The sequence below is a fragment of the Streptomyces sp. NPDC093984 genome, assembly GCF_044764595.1.
Taxonomy (GTDB): Bacteria; Actinomycetota; Actinomycetes; order Streptomycetales; family Streptomycetaceae; genus Streptomyces; species Streptomyces cynarae.
In genome coordinates this window covers 198,776-215,195 of the sequence record NZ_JBIWIM010000007.1, presented here as the reverse complement: position 1 = coordinate 215,195, position 16,420 = coordinate 198,776, and the positions used below count along the sequence as shown (strand labels likewise).

The 16,420-nt window shown below is 68.8% G+C and carries 13 protein-coding genes; 5 read left to right on the top strand and 8 right to left on the bottom strand.

The genetic code is table 11. From position 1 onward, the window contains the following. Positions 1 to 191 precede the first annotated feature (191 nt). The 3 genes from ACIRC0_RS25385 to ACIRC0_RS25375 all read right to left on the bottom strand — a co-directional run bounded on the left by ACIRC0_RS25385 (position 192) and on the right by ACIRC0_RS25375 (position 3,459). On the bottom strand, positions 192 to 881 hold the full coding sequence (locus ACIRC0_RS25385) for a hypothetical protein (protein ID WP_403619631.1): 690 nt from the start codon (positions 879 to 881) through the stop codon (positions 192 to 194). Then, the gene (locus ACIRC0_RS25380; protein ID WP_403619629.1) at positions 874 to 1,479 is read right to left on the bottom strand and encodes a SigE family RNA polymerase sigma factor; all 606 of its coding nucleotides are present in this window, start codon (positions 1,477 to 1,479) and stop codon (positions 874 to 876) included. The genes ACIRC0_RS25385 and ACIRC0_RS25380 overlap by 8 nt, the downstream gene beginning before the upstream one ends. Before the next feature lie 141 nt (positions 1,480 to 1,620). Beyond that, positions 1,621 to 3,459 carry a CocE/NonD family hydrolase C-terminal non-catalytic domain-containing protein gene (locus ACIRC0_RS25375; RefSeq protein WP_403619626.1) on the bottom strand — a complete coding sequence of 613 codons (1,839 nt, stop codon included), beginning with the start codon at positions 3,457 to 3,459 and terminating at the stop codon, positions 1,621 to 1,623. Positions 3,460 to 3,692: 233 nt separating this feature from the next. Between ACIRC0_RS25375 and ACIRC0_RS25370 the strand changes: the two genes are divergently transcribed. Further along, positions 3,693 to 5,897, top strand: a complete 2,205-nt coding sequence (locus ACIRC0_RS25370; RefSeq protein WP_403620316.1) for a transglycosylase domain-containing protein — start codon at positions 3,693 to 3,695, stop codon at positions 5,895 to 5,897. Between the two features lie 122 nt (positions 5,898 to 6,019). On the opposite strand, the gene ACIRC0_RS25365 is transcribed toward ACIRC0_RS25370, so the two are convergent. The 4 genes from ACIRC0_RS25365 to ACIRC0_RS25350 form a co-directional block, all read right to left on the bottom strand. Continuing rightward, entirely contained in the window at positions 6,020 to 6,370 is a 351-nt protein-coding gene (locus ACIRC0_RS25365) for a hypothetical protein (protein ID WP_366028647.1), read from the bottom strand. A 357-nt stretch (positions 6,371 to 6,727) separates the two neighbouring features. Then, positions 6,728 to 7,894, bottom strand: coding sequence for an epoxide hydrolase family protein (locus ACIRC0_RS25360; RefSeq protein ID WP_403619623.1), 1,167 nt, complete (start codon positions 7,892 to 7,894; stop codon positions 6,728 to 6,730). A gap of 484 nt (positions 7,895 to 8,378) precedes the next feature. Then, complete coding sequence (locus ACIRC0_RS25355; protein WP_403619620.1) at positions 8,379 to 8,972, bottom strand: TetR/AcrR family transcriptional regulator; 594 nt, start codon at positions 8,970 to 8,972, stop codon at positions 8,379 to 8,381. 126 nt (positions 8,973 to 9,098) lie between these two features. Then, positions 9,099 to 10,049, bottom strand: a complete 951-nt coding sequence (locus ACIRC0_RS25350) for an alpha/beta hydrolase family protein (RefSeq protein WP_403619618.1) — start codon at positions 10,047 to 10,049, stop codon at positions 9,099 to 9,101. 164 nt (positions 10,050 to 10,213) lie between these two features. On the opposite strand from ACIRC0_RS25350, the gene ACIRC0_RS25345 reads away from it, so the two are divergent. Further along, positions 10,214 to 10,585: a MerR family transcriptional regulator gene (locus ACIRC0_RS25345; RefSeq protein ID WP_403619615.1), complete on the top strand. Its 372-nt coding sequence runs from the start codon at positions 10,214 to 10,216 to the stop codon at positions 10,583 to 10,585. A gap of 150 nt (positions 10,586 to 10,735) precedes the next feature. On the opposite strand, the gene ACIRC0_RS25340 is transcribed toward ACIRC0_RS25345, so the two are convergent. Further along, entirely contained in the window at positions 10,736 to 12,067 is a 1,332-nt protein-coding gene (locus tag ACIRC0_RS25340) for an MFS transporter (RefSeq protein WP_403619611.1), read from the bottom strand. Between the two features lie 583 nt (positions 12,068 to 12,650). Here ACIRC0_RS25340 and ACIRC0_RS25335 point away from each other — a divergent pair. From ACIRC0_RS25335 to ACIRC0_RS25325, 3 genes are all read left to right on the top strand, one after another. Beyond that, on the top strand, positions 12,651 to 13,481 hold the full coding sequence (locus tag ACIRC0_RS25335) for an SDR family oxidoreductase (RefSeq protein WP_403619608.1): 831 nt from the start codon (positions 12,651 to 12,653) through the stop codon (positions 13,479 to 13,481). Positions 13,482 to 13,856: 375 nt separating this feature from the next. Next, on the top strand, positions 13,857 to 15,698 hold the full coding sequence (locus ACIRC0_RS25330) for an endo alpha-1,4 polygalactosaminidase (RefSeq protein WP_403619605.1): 1,842 nt from the start codon (positions 13,857 to 13,859) through the stop codon (positions 15,696 to 15,698). Positions 15,699 to 15,856: 158 nt separating this feature from the next. Next, positions 15,857 to 16,333, top strand: a complete 477-nt coding sequence (locus tag ACIRC0_RS25325; RefSeq protein ID WP_403619602.1) for a PPOX class F420-dependent oxidoreductase — start codon at positions 15,857 to 15,859, stop codon at positions 16,331 to 16,333. Positions 16,334 to 16,420: the final 87 nt, after the last annotated feature.

Below are 16,420 nucleotides of genomic sequence, written 5' to 3'. Positions count from 1 at the left end.
CCGACGATCCCCTGGCCAAGACAGTGGACGGCGGGGCAGACCTTCCGTGTGCGCGGCGGGTGATGCCGCGCCGATACCACCAGAAGCAACGCATGGCGGCGATGACGGATGCGCCTTCAGCCGGTCGTCAACCGCGTCGATATCGGCGTGGGGGACGCCCATGAACCTCACGACGCGGTCGTCGACCTGGGTCAGGGCCGGGCCAGGCAGTCACCCCAAAGTTCGGCAAGCGGTGCCGGGATCTCCGCAATGGCCGCGCAGCGTCGCGGACTGCGCGGGAGCCCGTCGCTGGCGGCATAGGTCCAATCGCCGCTTGGGGCTTTGGTGAAGTACTTCTCGGCGGCCCCGTCATCCTGCAACTGCACCAGCTCGTTCTCCCCGGCACCGGCCGTCGGCGTGAACGACGCTCCCGCGTAGAAGAGGTCGCCGCATGCACCGTAGTAGAACGTGCCCTTGGCAGGGGCGATGTGCACCAGCCCCGGCTGCGACCGTCGATACGCCGCCGTCACCGCGTCCTTGACCCGCTCCGGCACCACCAGGGAACGGCACGACGAAGACGGCGGCCGCACGGGCGCGATCGCCGGGTCCGGTGTCGCGCTGGAGGGCTTCGTGGACGTGGCAGGTGGGGACGTGGGCCCGTTCGGCGTGGTGGGGCTCACGACAGCCTCGGGCGGGGCGGCCTGGCGGGAAGGGCCGGTGACGGCGAAGGCACCGCCCCCGACCGCGGCGACCAGGGCAACGGTCAGTGCGGCGGTGGTGGCCCGGTGGCGCCGCCGCAGACCGTCGCCGCGGGCCCGGACGGCTGCGGCGGGCCGGGGACTGGTCCGCCTGGCAAGCTCCTCGGAGCCGCCTTTGAGGATGGCCTCGAAGTCTTCAGTCATGGTGGTGCACCTCCTGGTCGGTGGAGCCGGGCACGTCGGCCTCGACTGCGGAAGCGATGCCGGGTGCGGCGACTGCCAGCCGCAAGCCCGCCGGGCGCGCGGCTGCGGACGCACGGTTCCCTGTGCCGTCGGACAGATACGGCGCCATCGCCTGGCGTCCACGCGCGAGCCGGGCCTTGACCGTGCCCGGCGCGGCACCGGTTTCACGGGCTGTCTCCTCAACGGACAACCCGACCAGGTGATGCAGCACGATCGCCCGCCGCTGCTCATAGGGGATCCGCCGCAACGCCGCGACGATCGCCACATAGTCAGGGCCGACACCGGGCACCTCGACGTGTATGCCGTGGCGGCGGTGGGCCGTGAGCCGATTGACCGTCTTGCGCCAGACGCTCACCCGGATCCGGCAGGCCACCGAACGCACCCAGGCCTCAGGGTCCGAGTAGGCGGAGAGCTTCTCCCAGTTCTGCCAGGCCCGGGCGAAGGCCTCCTGCACCAGGTCCTCTGCCTCGGCGAGGCTGCCTGTCATCGCGTACATCTGGCTGGTCAGCCGACGCACGGTACAGGCGTAGAAATCGTCAAAGACGCGTGGGTCGCGCATTGCCCCCTCCACTCACGGTTTCGAGGGGCGATGCCCTCACGTCTTGCCACGCCCGAACAGAGCAGTGGGTTGCACGACAACCGCGGGGAGCGGAGATGATCACCCCGGCGTCCCAGGGGCCTGAGTCAGAGATGCCTCACGCTATGACGTCCGCACCGGTACGGTCAGCACCGGAGGGCTCAGGGTCAGACTCGACGTCTCGTTGTCCGGCCGCCAGGTGGGGGCGTCGCTCTGGGTGAGTTCGAGCCTGAGCCGGTGTCCCGACTGGAGTTGCCAGCCGGCCGGCCACAGTTCGAAGGCGAGCGGCTGCACGTTTCCGGGGGAACCGGTGACGCGGTACACCGACCGGGTGATGAGCGTCTGGGTGCCGCTTGCCGGGTCGATGTCGAACAGCCGCGCCGCGAGTTCGGCGTCGGCACCCTGCGGGGTGGCAGTCACATGGACGACGGGCGACCCGGTGATGATGCCGGGTGAGGGCGGGTCGAAGACCCAGCTCGCCACGCCCCGGTCGGACTGCGCCGGCGTGGTGCGGCAGCCGGAGTTGGCGATCGGGTCGACGGCGGCTGCCTCCGTTCCGTCGGGGATGGAGCTTGTGGTCACCGCGCCGGTCGAGCCGGTGAAGGTCCAGCTTCCGTTCGCCAGTCGGGAGAAGCGGTCGGCGGTCAGCGTGGCGTTGGTCTGCCCGGGCATACAGGCGGTGGTACTGAGAGTCGTCCGTGCAGTGGTCGGCTGAGAACCGGCGAGCACCGCGTCGAGCCAGTCGTTGGCCTCGTCGTTGGCGGCCGCCCAGACCTGGTGGGGGTTGTCGGCGTACGAGTGTCCGAGATCTCCGTAGAACGTCCACACCGGATATCCGGGGGCCGCTGCCTGCAGCCTGTTCACCATCTGCGCCGTATGGACGGCGGGGAACAGCGGGTCGGTGGTGCCCTGGATGCTGAGAACGGGGATCCGGACGGAGGCCGGCGGGACGGGCATGTCGTACGGCGAGCGGTAGTCCGCCAGTTGCCGGACGATCTGGTTGATCAACGGATCTTTCCCGTACGGCTCGCCTGCGGTGATCCGCGCGTGCCATCCCGGTATGTCCGCGGTGGGGTCGTCGGCGGCGTACTGGCCGTACTCAGTGCCGAGCGCGTACAGACCGTCCAGATAGCTCTCCTTCGCGACGCCGACCGGATCCTCATGAGGCCCGTCGCCGGGCGCCCCTGACAGGCCGTCGGAGCCTCGTCCGTTGTCGATGAGCGCCTGCGCGAGATCCGTCCAGGCGTACTGCGGGACCGCGGCGGCGAGATGGAGCGGCACCCCCTTCGGTGACGTCCAGGGCACCGACGTGCCGTCGGGCGTCATCACCTTGTCCTGGGACAGTGCCAGCAGCCAGCTCTGGCCGCCTCCGTAGGAGTCACCGGTGGTCACGACCTTGTCCGGTGCGGCGACCCCGGCATCGACCAGCAGGCCCGCGAGGAACTGGGTGTCGTGCACCTCCCACCGTCGGTCGGCGAGGTGGGTCCAGTCGGCCCGGCCCGCGCACGCCGGGTCGGTGGCGTAGGTGTACCCGGTCGCCGGGTCCTTGCCGCAGGAGCGGTGAAAGCCACGCGATGTGAAGTTGAGGACAGCGAAGCCCTTTCCCGTGAACCAGGCGTTGTTCCAGTGGTAGGTGTTCGCGCCGTTGCCCGCCGGGGTGGTGGACTCGAAGTCCGTCTTGTCGTGCCCCCAGCCGTTGAGCATGACCATCAAGGGCAAGGGCCCTGAGCTGTCCTGGGGGAGGGAGACGTCCACGTCCAGTGGTGTGCCGTCGAAGCTCGGCACGACGCCGGAGCACACGGTGTAGGGGCTCCCGCCAGGCGGGGACACCTGAGCCGAGACGCTGAGGGCGAGTGGGCAGACCGTCGCCGCCGCGGCGCGCTCAGCGGACGGACTCGCGAGACCGAGTACGGCTGCCGTGGTGGACAGTACGGCGAGAAACCGACGCCTTCCAAAGGCCACAGCAACTCCTTCACCAGGACGCCTCCCTATGAGCCAGGGATCGTACGGGCGAGTAACCTGGCTGGCCACATCCCTGGACCATGCTGGGGCAAAGCCTTTCCATCGTTTGCGTCGATGAGCGACCGCACGACCGCCAGGGCCTCTTACTCGGATCATGTGGGGCCCTCGCTGCACAGGGCAGGCCGCAAAAATGCGCCATAGATTCGCGTCGTACCCTGCCCCGCATGGGTTACATGCGTTCGGATGGGGCCCGGTCCAGGCGGCGGTCATCAGCCACGTCGTCGGGTGCGAGGGCCGTACAGGCGTTGAAGTTTCTCGGCATCAGCGCGCTGTCCGGAATCGTGCTGGCCGGTATCGCACTGCCGGCCACCGGCGCGATCGGTCTGTCCGCGAAGGGCGCCGCGACCGGTTTCGACGACCTGCCCGGCGACCTCAAGCGTCCGCCGCTGAGCCAGGCCTCCCACATCCTGGACGCCGACGGCGACCTCATCGCCACCGTCTACTCCCGGGACCGCACCGTGGTCCCGCTCAGCCGGATCAGCCCGCTCATGCAGAAGGCCATCGTCGCCATCGAGGACGCCCGCTTCTGGCAGCACGGCCCCATCGATCCCAAAGGCGTGATCCGCGCGGTCGTCAGGGACACGCAGGCGGGCAGCGCTCAGCAGGGCGCCTCCACGCTGACCCAGCAGTACGTCAAGAACGTCTTCGTCGAAGAGGCGGGTGACGACCCGAACGCCGTGGCCCAGGCCACCTCGCCGACCCTCGGCCGCAAGATCCAGGAACTCAGGTACGCGATCCAGGTCGAGAAGGAACTCGGTAAGAAAAAGATCCTGCAGAACTACCTCAACATCGTGCCCTTCGGGGAGCAGTCCTTCGGCATCGAGGCGGCCTCCGAGCGCTACTTCAGCACACACGCCCAAAACCTCACGCTGCCGCAGGCCGCTGTCCTGGCCGGCGTCGTCAACGGGACCACGCTGTACGACCCCATCCAGCACCCCCAGGCCGCCCGCACCCGACGCGACATAGTCCTGCAGCGCATGGCCGACGTGCACGACATCACCCAGGCGCAGGCCGACGCCGCCGAGCGGCAGCCCCTCGCACTGAAGCCCACCGCCCCCAGGAACGGCTGCATCACCGCCGTCCGCGGCGCCGCCTTCTTCTGCGACTACGTCCGCGAGGTCTTCCTCAACAGCCCCGTCTTCGGCAAGACCGCAGAGGACCGGGCCCGGCGCTGGAACACCGGCGGCCTGACCATCAGGACCACCCTGGACCCAAAGGCCCAGGACGCCGTCCAGGCCGCCATCACCCAGCACGTCTACAAGACCGACCCCGTCGCCACCGCCGTCACGCTCGTCCAGCCCGGCACCGGCAAGATCCTCGCGATGGGCCAGTCGCGTCCGTACGGCTTCGGCACCGACGAGACGCAGATCAACCTCAGCGTCGACCACGACATGGGCGGGGGAACCGGCTTCCAGTCGGGCTCGACGTTCAAACCGATCACCGCTGCGGCGGCGATCGACGGCGGTACCGACCCCAACACCGTCCTGCCGGCTCCGTATTCGATGGACTATCCGAGTCCGGTGAGCACCTGCGGCAAACCGTGGGTACGCAATCCCACCGACCCACCGCTGTCGAACGAGGACAGGTCGGAAGTCGGTCCGATGAACATGAAGAAGGCGATGGCCCTGTCGGTCAACACCTACTTCGTCCAGCTCATCGGCAACATCGGTATCTGCCCAGTGGTCCAGATGGAGCAGAAGCTCGGCGTGCACCAGGCGAACGGCTCCCCGCTTCAGCAGGTCCCCTCCATTACGCTCGGCACACAGCAAGTGAGCCCGCTGACCATGGCCTCCGCCTACGCCGCGTTCGCCGACAACGGCATCTACTGCACCCCGATGGCCATCGAATCGATCACCGACGCGAGCGGCAAGTCGCTGCCGGTACCGCAGACCTCATGCAGCCAAGCGATGTCCCCGAAGACCGCCGCGACCATCAACACACTCCTCAAGGGCGTGGTCGAGGACGGTACCGGCCGGCAGGCAGGCCTGAAGGACCGCGACAGCGCGGGCAAGACCGGTACGACCGACAATCGTTGGGCGGCATGGTTCGTCGGCTACACCTCGAACCTGGCCGGCGCCGTCTGGGTCGGCGGCCCGTCCCACAACGTCCCCATGACGAACGTCACCATCGGCGGCGTGTTCCACAAGGAGGTCTTCGGCGCCGACACCCCTGGTCCCATCTGGCGCGACGCCATGACCGGCGCTCTGGCCGGCACCGTCTCGCCCCCGCTGCCCACCGTCCAACTGGCTGCCGACAAGCCGCGGACCCCCGAGCCGGGCGCCTCCACCACCCCCGACAGCAACGGCACCCCACCCGATCCCCGTGCGAGCCTCCGCCCTCCCCGGCTTCACGGTCCGACCGGCGGGAAGCGCAGGTAGCGGGCGCAGTCGCATCAACCAGCGATCGCCGGCGCCCAGCGGATATTCGCATGCGGCAGTCGATGAACGCATCAGTGGGCGCCGACACCCGCCCGTGGGCCAACGTCCGCACCGCGACCGTTCTACTGTCCTGCCTCGGTCTCGAAGTGCAGGGAGATCGACTGCAGAACGTCCGCAGCAGAGACGTCGGCGCGCCCGCCGTCGTGGATCTCGGCGAGCTGGACGAAGGCCAGCGCGAACGCTGATGCGATCTGCACGATGGCCGGCCCCAGCTGCTCGCTCACGGCAGTCGCCACCTCGTGGGCGCTCGCGTCGGCGCGCAGCTCGATGCGTGGCAGCATCTCCTCGAGCAACGCGGAGACCGTTTCGCTCTGTGTGACGTCACCGTCGCGGTTCTCGCGGGCCTGGCGTCGCATCTCCAGCGCCTCGGTCAGGATGCCGACGACCCGCTGCATGATTTCTCGCTGCTCCATGCGGGCACGGTACGCCGGACAGCCGTCGGAAGTGTGCTTACCCGGGCCGTGGATGTTCGTCCTGAGCGCTTCGGGGCGGCCAAGACCAAGACCGCTGCGGGAAAGTGGATCAAGACCAAGACCGCTGCGGGGGAGTGGATCGTGCAGGCGCCATCCAGGAGCCGACGTGAGGAGCGATGCCGGTCGGGGCCGGCCCCAGGATTTCATCCGCGCCGGCCGCTGCGGTGCAGCTGAGCCTGGCGCCGGGCCCGGCCCCTGCTTGGTCTACCCGCTGCCCCGTCGGCGGGTGCCCTTGTGTATCCATGCTTCGAGCCCGCCAGTGAGGCCCGGTGCGATGAGCGCTGCCGGCCGCCGGGCTCAGGCGGCGGATCGAGGGGCCGACGGCAGTGGGGAACGGTAGCCGCGGAAGAACTCGGTGATGTCGTGGGCCAGCAGATCAGGCTCCTCGTGGGCGGCGAAGTGTCCACCGCGGGGCATGTGCGTGTAGCGCGTGATGTTGTAGGTGCGCTCGGCCCAGCTGCGTGGCGGCCGGCTCAGGTCGGCGGGGAACAGGGCGACGGCTGTGGGAACGCTCACGCGCTCCACGCGTCGGGTCAAGCCGTGGGCGTGTTCGTAGTAGGGCCGGAAGGAGGTCGAGATCGTGCGGGTGAACCAGTAGAGGGAGGCCTGCGTGAGAACGAAGTCGTCGCTGAAGCGCGAGGACAGGTCGCCGCCGCAGTCGCTCCACGCACGGTACTTCTCGACGAGCCAGGCGAGCAGGCCGGCGGGCGAGTCGGTCAGGCCCTGGCTCAGGGTGAGAGGACGGGTGCTCTGCTGGTGCTGGTAGCCGCCCTCGTGCGTCTGCCAGGCCGCCATGGATTCGAGGTGGGCCTGTTCCTGGGGGGTGAGGCCGGCGGGATCGTAGGCGGCCGGGGCGGCCACGGCCAGCAGGTGGATGCCGACGAGCGTCTCGGGGTGGGCCTCGGCGAGCCGGGAGGTGATGCCGGCGCCCAGGTCTCCGCCGTGCGCCGCGTAGCGCTCGAAGCCGAGTTCGTCGTGCATCAGCCGGTGCCAGAGGTGGTGGGTCTGCTGCGTGTCGGTGAGGGTGGGCCGCTGCGGTGAGAAGGCGAATCCGGGCAGTGAGGGGACGATCACGGTGAAGGCGTCCTCGGCTGCTCCTCCGTACCGGGACGGGGTGGCCAGCCGGTCGGCGAGGGCGGTGAGTTCGAGGAAGGAGCTGGGCCAGCCGTGGGTGAGGACGATCGGCAGCGAGTCCGGGTGCTCGCCGTCGAAGCGGAGGTAGTGCACGGGTGTTCCGTCGAGGTCGGCGAGGCGTGAGGGGAGGACGTTGATGGCGGCCTCGTGGGCTCTCCAGTCGTAGCCGTCGGCCCAGTAGGCGGCGAGGCGGCGGAGTTCCGCGGTGTCGGTACCGGCCTCCCAGCCGTTGACCGGCCAGGGCTCCGCCCATCGCGTGCCCTTCAGCCGGGCGCGGAGATCGGCCAGTTCGGCGTCACTGACCGCGATCATGGGCGGGTTGCTCGGCATGGGGTTCTCCTTGGTGTGCTGAGGGTCTCGCCGTGACGGGGGTAGCAGTCCGGGCGGGTGCGCATGAGACCGGCGGTCGGGGCGGGCGGCGCCGGGGAGGGGGACAGACGCTGCCATGAGGACCGCGACGACGAGCAGGACATGTGCGAGAGCGGTCTTGGTCGGCGAGGAATCCGACCAGAGGAGGGCCGCCGAGGAAGCCGCAGTATCCATCGAGGTGATGGCACCGACCCGGTCTGCGGCACGGACGGGTGCATCGGCACCGGCGCTGAGAGTGACGGGGGAAGCATCACTACACCCCCGACGGCGATCACGAGGAGCAGAAGCCCCAGCGAGGCCGGACTCAAGTCCATCCGCGCGCGTATCCGCGGCAGCCGAGAGGCCCACGTTGCCCCGGCGAGTCCCAGGCCGGCGAAGACCACGTGCGTCGACCTCACCGCAGCTGCGATCTCTCGCTGCCGGGGGCCGAGGACGGCCACCGCGTTCACGTTCCCCATCCGATCACCGGGCCGAGGGCCTGAACGATCGCCTCCCGTGTCACCTCCCGCGGCTCCGGCTCCGTCGTGAGGAGCGCATGCATGATCAGCCCTTCGAGCAAGGCGTCCAGACGGCCGGCGATCTCCGGCCCGGTGAAGCGAGCAAGGACGGCCCGGCTGTCCCTGGTCCACGACTGTGTCAGCGCGCGCAGAGCGGGATTGCGCAGGGCCGCCAGGTGCAGCTCGAAGCCCAGGACCGCACTGCGGCGCCGGGACGGTCCCCCCTGTACGAGTTCCACCAAGACCTCGACCAGGTCCTCGCGCGTCTCCACGTCCGTGAAGAGGCCCTCGAACTCGGCGGTCCGTTGTTCCACATACCTGGCGAACGCCTGCGCCTGAAGCTCGGACAGGCTCGAAAAGTGGTAGGTGACCGACCCCAACGGCACGTCCGCACGCGCGGCGACCTTTCGGTGCGTCATGCCGGCCGCGCCGTCCGTGACGAGCACGTCGAGAGCGGCGTCCAGGATGCGTGTCCTGCGCTCCGGATCATGCCGGCGAACCCGTCGCCCCTCACCCGCCTCGGCAGGTTCCACTCTGTCCATAAGAACAAACGTACACTGCTTAGGAACAGATGTACGCATCCGATTGGCGGGATCCATCTCACCGAGCGCCCGCGCGGCGGAAACCAGGGCGCAGACCGCCTCGGAAGTGGTTCGCTCCGCGGAGCGTCACTTGGATTCGATCCGCCCCACGGGGGTGGCACTCTCCGACAAAGCCTTCTGCGTCTGCGCTGCTGTCCAGCTCGCACCCTCCATGCCAAGTGCATGGCGGAGGTAGGCCCACGTGACCCGTTGGATCAGGGCGACGCGCTCGGGGTTCTCGTCCGTCGTCTCTCGGACCTCGTAGCCGGCGATCCCTCCGAGTGAATGCTCCGCCCCGAACAGAGTGAGCAGGCTCTTGTCACCTGGGCTCAGGAAGTACGGGTCGGTGAGCCACTCCGGTCCCCGGCCGGACAGCGGCGAGTCGTCCTTGTCACCGGCGACCACGAGGGCAGGCGTGGTCATGTGCGCGAAGTTCGGGTTCATGAACGGGAAGTGCTCGGCCGCGAACGGTGTCAGGTCGGCTCCACCCTTTCCGGCCGTGGCAAGCAGCACGCCTGCCTTGATCCGCGAGTCGGACAGGTCCTCTTCCTTCTTGGTCACCGGATCGAGGACCCGCAACCCCAGCAGATTGCCCGCCGTCTGACCGCCGAAGGAGTGCCCGGCCGCGGCGATGCGGCTTCGGTCGAGGCGACCGCTGAGACCGGGAACGGTGGCTTCCAGCAGATCGAGCTGGTCGAGGATGCACTTCATGTCCTGGACGCGGAAACGCCAGAGCCGCGGTGTGCGGGGATCGCCCTGGGGAAGGCCCACTGTCCTGGAGTCGAGATGGGTGGGCTGCACCACCACGAAGCCGTGAGCAGCCCAGAAGTCGGCCAGGGGACCGTAGCCGTCCATGGACGAGCCGAAGCCGTGCGAGAAGACGATGATCGGCAGTTCATTTCCGGTTGCCGGAGCGGAGATCCTCACCTTCAGGCGCTCACCACGGCCCGGTGCTTCCAGCGCTACCGGCTTCACCGAGACGATGGGGGTGGGAGGGGTGACGGCCACGTCCGCGGTCGCCGTGTCCGATGCAGTCATGGGAAGGTCTTCTTTCGCATTTTTTCGATGGGGAGCTGTCGAACAAGCTGGTCACGGGCTCGTCCTTCGCTTTCGCGGAGAGGTGAGCCGTCGCGAGATACGCTAAAACCTGACACTGACGTCAGAGGCAAGAAATGTGGTCCAGCTCACATCGGAGAGACGCGATGCGTATCGGCGAGCTCGCCACCAGGACGGGTGTCAGCGTTCGGGCACTGCGCTACTACGAGGAACAGAACCTGCTCGTTTCGGAACGCAGCCCCAGCGGCCAGCGGCACTACCCGGACAGCGCGGTCGACCGTGTCCAGTTGATCCAGCAGTTGTACGCCGCCGGACTGCCGAGCAGGTCGATCGCGGATCTGCTGCCGTGTGTCGTGGACGGTGAGGCCACGCCAGAGCTGCTCGACCGGCTTTCGGCCGAACGGAACCGCATCGACAGCCGCATCAGCGATCTGGTGAGCGCCCGGGACAGACTGGACACCGTCATTGCCACCGCCACCGCGAACTGGCGAACAGGCCAACGCTGCCGGCCTCAGTAACCAGCTGCCGGGCTATGCGGCTGGGAACAGGAGCGGCCGGCAGGCATCCGGCGGCAATCGGCCGATCTCGCACTTCGCTGCCGGGTGGAGCGACGAACCACAGCAGGCGCCGGCGGCCGTTCTCGCTCATCAGGCTGTTCGTAGTCCAACTCAATGACGCCCAGGGTGGGATGGACGACACGTGGCCGTCGACGGCGCGGGGTGGGAGGCCGGAAGCTCCCGTCCCAGGCGTGCGAGCGGCGACAAAGCCATCACCACTGGGGACAGCATCATGCCTGCGGCCGTCACCAGGAGGCTGGTGCGCAGCCCCCACTCCTCCGCGAGGCATCCGCCGACCAGGGAACCGAGCGGGGTCGACCCCATGCCGACGAACGTGATCGTCGCGGCCACCCGGCCCTGCATCCCGTCCGGAGTGACGGCCTGCCGGACGGCCATGACCGTGACATTCACCAACTGGCCGCCGCCCCCGAACACGAAGCCGACCGCAAGGAGCGCGGGAACCGTCACCGTAGAGGAGCCGTGCAGCGCGGGCACGCACAGGAACACGCCGTCGCCGAGTGCCGCCGCGCACACGAGTACCGGGCCATGACCGAACCGGCTCGGCAGGCGGGCGGCCAGCAGCGAGCCCAGGAGCGCGCCCGGTCCCACCGCCGTGAGCGCCAGCCCGACGACGGTGCCCGACAGGTGCAGTCCCCGCGGCAGGAAGAGCAGATAGACGGTCATCATGGCCGCGAAGGAGAACTGGAATGCGGCCGAGGCCAGGCACACGGTCCGAAGCACGGTATCGCCGGCGACGAAACGAAGGCCCTCATGAATCCGCTGCCAGACCCGAGGGGGGTGTTCCGGGCGCTCCGGGATCGATTCGGCTCGGCGGATCCGCCGGATCGACAGGAACGACAGCGCGAAAAACAGCGCGCTGGAGGCGGCGGCAATCGGCGCCGACAGCAGGGACACCAACGCACCGCCGAGAGCGGGACCGCCGATCTGCGCCGCGGACCGGCTGCCCTCGAGCGCGCTGTTGCCTCGCACCAGTTGGTCGCGTTCCACCAGTCGTACGAGAGACGCCTGGTAGGCCACGTCGAAGAACACGGACAGGGCCCCGACGGCGAAGGCGAGGGCAAACAGGCCGGGCAGGCCGAGCCAGCCGAAGAGGCCGGCCATGGCGGCAGCGCCCAGGGCCAAGGCCCGACCGACGTCCGTGAGCACCATCGTCGTGCGGGTCCGCCACCTGTCCACCCACGCACCGGCGAAGAGCGAGAACAACAGGATCGGCGCCTGCCCCACCGCGCGAAGGACGCCCAGCCGGCCGGCACCGGCGTGGAGCGTCAGGACGGCGAAGAGCGGCAGAACCACCAGACTTGTGTGTTCACCGAGTTGGGAGGCAGTCTGCCCTACCCAGAGTCTGCGGAAGTCGACGTCCCGCCACAAGCTTGACGGAACAGGTCGACCGGAATCGGATACAGCGGAGGAAGCGGACGGCACGGGAATCCCTTGTGTTGCCGACAACGAGGCCCGCCACCGGGCACATCAACGGTGCGCCGACGGTTCGGGCAGGGAAAGGCTCGCTATGCCGCAACATCAAGGGCAGCACGCGATGACAGGCCGGTCACGGCCTAGAACGTCAACGCGCGCTCGGAAAACCGACCATGTCTCAGCTCCTCCTGGGTGACTCGCTGCGCCCAAACCCTAGCCGTCGGCGGACCGACGCGAAAGGCGGCCTCGCTCACCTCCCGCACCAACCAAGCGGGCTGCACCCGTAGTTTGCAGAAGGTGCCTTGGCAGAAGGCGCCGCGAACCGGTGCGCAAACCAACATCGGACGGACGGACCCGGTTGAGGCGGGGCTTCACGCACGCGGCAGTTCGGAAGCGTTCACGCCCTGTCGTCACTCCCAGTGAGTGTCGATCCTGGGGGTGGCAACCCCGGGGTCGAGACGGCCCTGGCTGACGGGCGAACACACCCGCACGCTGGAGAGGCAAGCAGCGAGTCGTCGGCAACGACACCGACGCCCCACGCCCACGATCCACCGTCGTGGCAGCCCATCCGGCATCTCGTACAGGAGCCTTCATGTCCTCGTCGTCCCCGAACCCCAACCCCGACCCGTCCCCGAACCCCAACCCCAACCAGAATCCGACGGACAGCCGCGCCACGCCCGGTCACGGCCCGGACCATCCCCGTGTAGCCATAGTCACCGGTGGCTCCAGGGGGATCGGCCGCCAGACGGTGAGCCGTCTGGCGGCCGACGGGTTCGCCGTCGTGGTCGGTTACGCCGGCAACCGGGATCTGGCCGAGGCCGCCGTCAAGGAGGCCACCACGGACGGCGGCCGGGCGGTCGCCGTCCGGGCGGATGTCGCCGACGAACAGGACGTGGCCGCCTTGTTCGCCACTGCCGAGTCCGCGTACGGCGGCGTCGACGTGGTCGTCCACGCCGCCGGCCGGATGAGTCTCGCACCCATCGCCGACCTGGACCTGGCCGAACTGGACGCGCTGCACCGCACCAACATCCGCGGGACCTTCGTGGTCGCCCGGCAGGCCGCCCGCACGGTGCGCCCCGGCGGGGCGATCGTCACGTTCTCCACGTCCCAGGTGGGCATGGCCTTCCCCCGGTACGGGGCCTACGTCGCGAGCAAGGGCGCGGTCGAAGCGGTCACCATGGTCCTCGCCCGCGAGCTGCGCGGCCGGGACGTCACCGTCAACGCCGTCGCTCCCGGCCCCACGGCCACCGACATGTTCCTCGACGGCAAGGACGAGGAGACCATCGCCCGCCTGGCAGCCATGCCCCCGCTGGAAAGGCTCGGCACCCCCACCGACATCGCCGAAGTCGTGGCCTTCCTCGCCTCACCGGCCGGCCACTGGATCAACGGCCAGGTCATCCGCGTCAACGGCGGAATCATCTGACAGCAACGGTCCTCGCCGTCCGCGTCGACAGCGACAAGCCACCAAGGCGAGTCAACCGGCAGTCCGCTCGGTGCGGCATCCCGATGGCGGCACGAGCCTTGCCGAGGGGCGCAAAGAAGTCGTACTCAAGGGGGCCGCAGTTCGACGAGCAGCCGCTGCTGGCGGACGTCGGGCGGTGTCAGAGCCGAGGGCGACGGCGCCAGGTGCCGCACGAACCGGATGTCCCGCAGATTTCCTGTGTTTCCCGGAGTACCACTGGTCGTTCAAGGGAAGATCGGCGCGACTCGCGAAGGTTCTCTCACTGCAAAACCTCAGTACTAGTCTGATGCGCCTGAACGGCCTTTCGTGGCACGGGCAATGGAAGGGTGACCGGTGATGTCGCTGAACCCCGAGGGGTCGGAGCCCATTGGGTCGATAGGCGGCTACGCGCTGGTCGACCGGCTCGGTAGTGGCGGCATGGGCGTCGTCTATCTGGGCCGCTCGGCCTCGGGACGGCAGGTCGCGGTCAAGGTCGTGCACGCGCAGTACGCGCAGGACGAGGAGTTCCGTACGCGGTTCCGGCAGGAGGTCGCGGCGGTCCGCCGGGTGAGCGGGGCGTTCACGGCGCCGGTGGTGGACGCAGATCCGGACGCCGAACAGCCGTGGATGGCGACGTTGTTCGTGCCGGGCCGTACGCTGGCCGAAGTGATCGCCGAGGAAGGTCCGTTGGGCGGGCGTGAGGTACGAACGCTGGCGCTGGGCCTTGTCGAGGCGCTGCGGGACATCCACCGGGCGGGTGTGGTGCACCGGGATCTGAAACCGAGCAACGTCCTGATGGCCGAGGACGGACCCCGCGTCATCGACTTCGGTATCTCGCACGCCGCGGACAACCAGGCCCTCACGGTGACCGGAAGGCTGATCGGCACCCCGCCCTTCATGTCCCCTGAGCAGTTCAGCGCGCCGCGGGACGTCACCGCCGCTTCGGACGTGTTCTCGCTCGGGTCGCTGCTGGTGTACGCGGCCACCGGTAACCGTCCCTTCGACGGCGGCAGCCCCTATCTGACGGGCTACCAGGTGATGTACGAGGCCCCGGTGCTGGACGGCGTCGCCGAACCGCTCCGCAGCATCGCCGAACGCTGCCTGGACAAGGACCCCGCGGCTCGACCCGAACTCGACGAACTGCACCACATGCTCCGGGCGCTGCCGGATTCCGCCGCACCGGTCGCGCGGGCCGCACCGATCGCGCCGGAAGCGGCCGACTCATCGGAATCCAGCCGGCAGGTCTCCCTTACGCATCCCATGCCACGAATCCCGGCCACTGCCGTGGAAAAGGGGGGAACGGACGGCGCTCGAGCCGGTCGCGGGCGTCGAAGGCGGCGTATCCTCATCGGCCTCGCTGCGGCCCTGGCCGTCACCGGGCTGAGCATCACGGCGGTGAAGCTCGGCTCGCACCACAACAACACCTCCCAGTCGTCCAACGTGTCCGCGTCCGCATCCGCGTCGGCACCGGCGTCGGCATCTGCCGGCACGGTGGCGCTACCACCGAAGCACGTGCGATGGGACTACCAGATCGGCGGCGCGTACGCCCTGCCGGCCGGTGTGCAGGTGGTCAGTCGCAGCCACGAGGACACGCCCGCGCCCGGTGCGTACAACATCTGCAACGTCAACGCCTTCCAGGCGCAGAAGGACGCGGAGCGTGACTGGGACTCCGACCTGCTGCTGCGCGACGCCAAAGGGTCTGTCGTCTACGACAAGGACTGGGGCGAGGCGGTGCTGGACATCCGCACGGATGCCAAGCGGCAGCGCATCGCTGGCAAGGTGAACAGCTGGATCGACGAGTGCGCGGCCAAGGGGTACAAGGCCGTCGAGCCCGACAACTACGACACCTTCACCCGCTTCCGGGACTACCTCACGGCCGGCCAGGCGAAGGCGCTGATGAAGTTGCTGTCGGTGCACGCTCATGAGAAGGGTCTGGCCATCGCCCAGAAGAACTCCGTGGAACTCGTGGCCGACCGTGCCTCCGTGGGCCTGGACTTCGCCGTGGTGGAGGAGTGCGGCCAGTGGAACGAGTGCGGCCGGTTCGCCGAGGCATTCGACAACAACGTGCTCGTGGTCGAGTACACGGTGAAGGGCCTGTCGGAAGCGTGCTCCGGCTGGAGCAGCACACTGAGCATCGTCCGCCGCGATCGGAATGTCGCCCCCAAGGGCGCGAGCGGCTACCTCCGCCAGACCTGCTGACGCCGAACCCGGCGAGCCGGGGCAGGGGACACGTCGTCTCCAGGCCGCCCTCCTGCACGGGTGCTGATCCAGGGATCTTTCAGGCCTCTGGCGCCGGAGTGCCACGCCGGTCCAGGATGAGGACGCACGATCAACTGGCAACTGGAAGGCGCTATTTGATGACCGGGACCGACCGCACGGGCAAGCTGGACGGGCACATTCGTGAGCGACTGCTCGCCCCCAACTTCTGGCACCTGGCGACCGTGGACGCCGACGGGGCGCCACAGGTGTCGCCGATGTGGGCCGACATCGAAGGGGCGTACGTCATGGTGAACACGTCCGTGGGCCGCGTCAAGGAGGAGAACCTACGGCGGAATCCGCATGTCTCATTGTCCCACCATGACCCTGAAAACCCGTACGACCGGGCGGAGATACGGGGACGGGTCGTGCGGTTCGTGGAGGGGGAGGCGGCGGAGCGTGCCATGGACCGGCTCGCCAGGAAGTACATCAACGAGGAGCGGTATCCGTGGCTTCTCCCCGGAGAACGGCGCCTGATGATTCTGATCGAACCGACACGGGTGCGCAGGGTGGTGGGGGTGGAGCCGTTCCGGGCGGGGGTGTTGCCGGAGGGGGCTCCTGACGCGTCGCAGCTGTGACTTCTCCTTCTTGTTGATCGTTCAGAGTCAGATCCATCGGGAGAGCCTCAAGGGCAGTCTGTAGACATCACCGGCCTGCCGCGTGGT

Excerpts from the sequence above, each read along its gene's own strand:
- ACIRC0_RS25385 (WP_403619631.1), bottom strand. The coding sequence starts at position 881 with ATGACTGAAGACTTCGAGGCCATCCTCAAAGGCGGCTCCGAGGAGCTT.
- ACIRC0_RS25380 (WP_403619629.1), bottom strand. The coding sequence starts at position 1,479 with ATGCGCGACCCACGCGTCTTTGACGATTTCTACGCCTGTACCGTGCGT.
- ACIRC0_RS25370 (WP_403620316.1), top strand. The coding sequence starts at position 3,693 with ATGCGTTCGGATGGGGCCCGGTCCAGGCGGCGGTCATCAGCCACGTCG.
- ACIRC0_RS25365 (WP_366028647.1), bottom strand. The coding sequence starts at position 6,370 with ATGGAGCAGCGAGAAATCATGCAGCGGGTCGTCGGCATCCTGACCGAG.
- ACIRC0_RS25360 (WP_403619623.1), bottom strand. The coding sequence starts at position 7,894 with ATGCCGAGCAACCCGCCCATGATCGCGGTCAGTGACGCCGAACTGGCC.
- ACIRC0_RS25355 (WP_403619620.1), bottom strand. The coding sequence starts at position 8,972 with ATGGACAGAGTGGAACCTGCCGAGGCGGGTGAGGGGCGACGGGTTCGC.
- ACIRC0_RS25350 (WP_403619618.1), bottom strand. The coding sequence starts at position 10,049 with ATGACTGCATCGGACACGGCGACCGCGGACGTGGCCGTCACCCCTCCC.
- ACIRC0_RS25345 (WP_403619615.1), top strand. The coding sequence starts at position 10,214 with ATGCGTATCGGCGAGCTCGCCACCAGGACGGGTGTCAGCGTTCGGGCA.
- ACIRC0_RS25335 (WP_403619608.1), top strand. The coding sequence starts at position 12,651 with ATGTCCTCGTCGTCCCCGAACCCCAACCCCGACCCGTCCCCGAACCCC.
- ACIRC0_RS25330 (WP_403619605.1), top strand. The coding sequence starts at position 13,857 with ATGTCGCTGAACCCCGAGGGGTCGGAGCCCATTGGGTCGATAGGCGGC.
- ACIRC0_RS25325 (WP_403619602.1), top strand. The coding sequence starts at position 15,857 with ATGACCGGGACCGACCGCACGGGCAAGCTGGACGGGCACATTCGTGAG.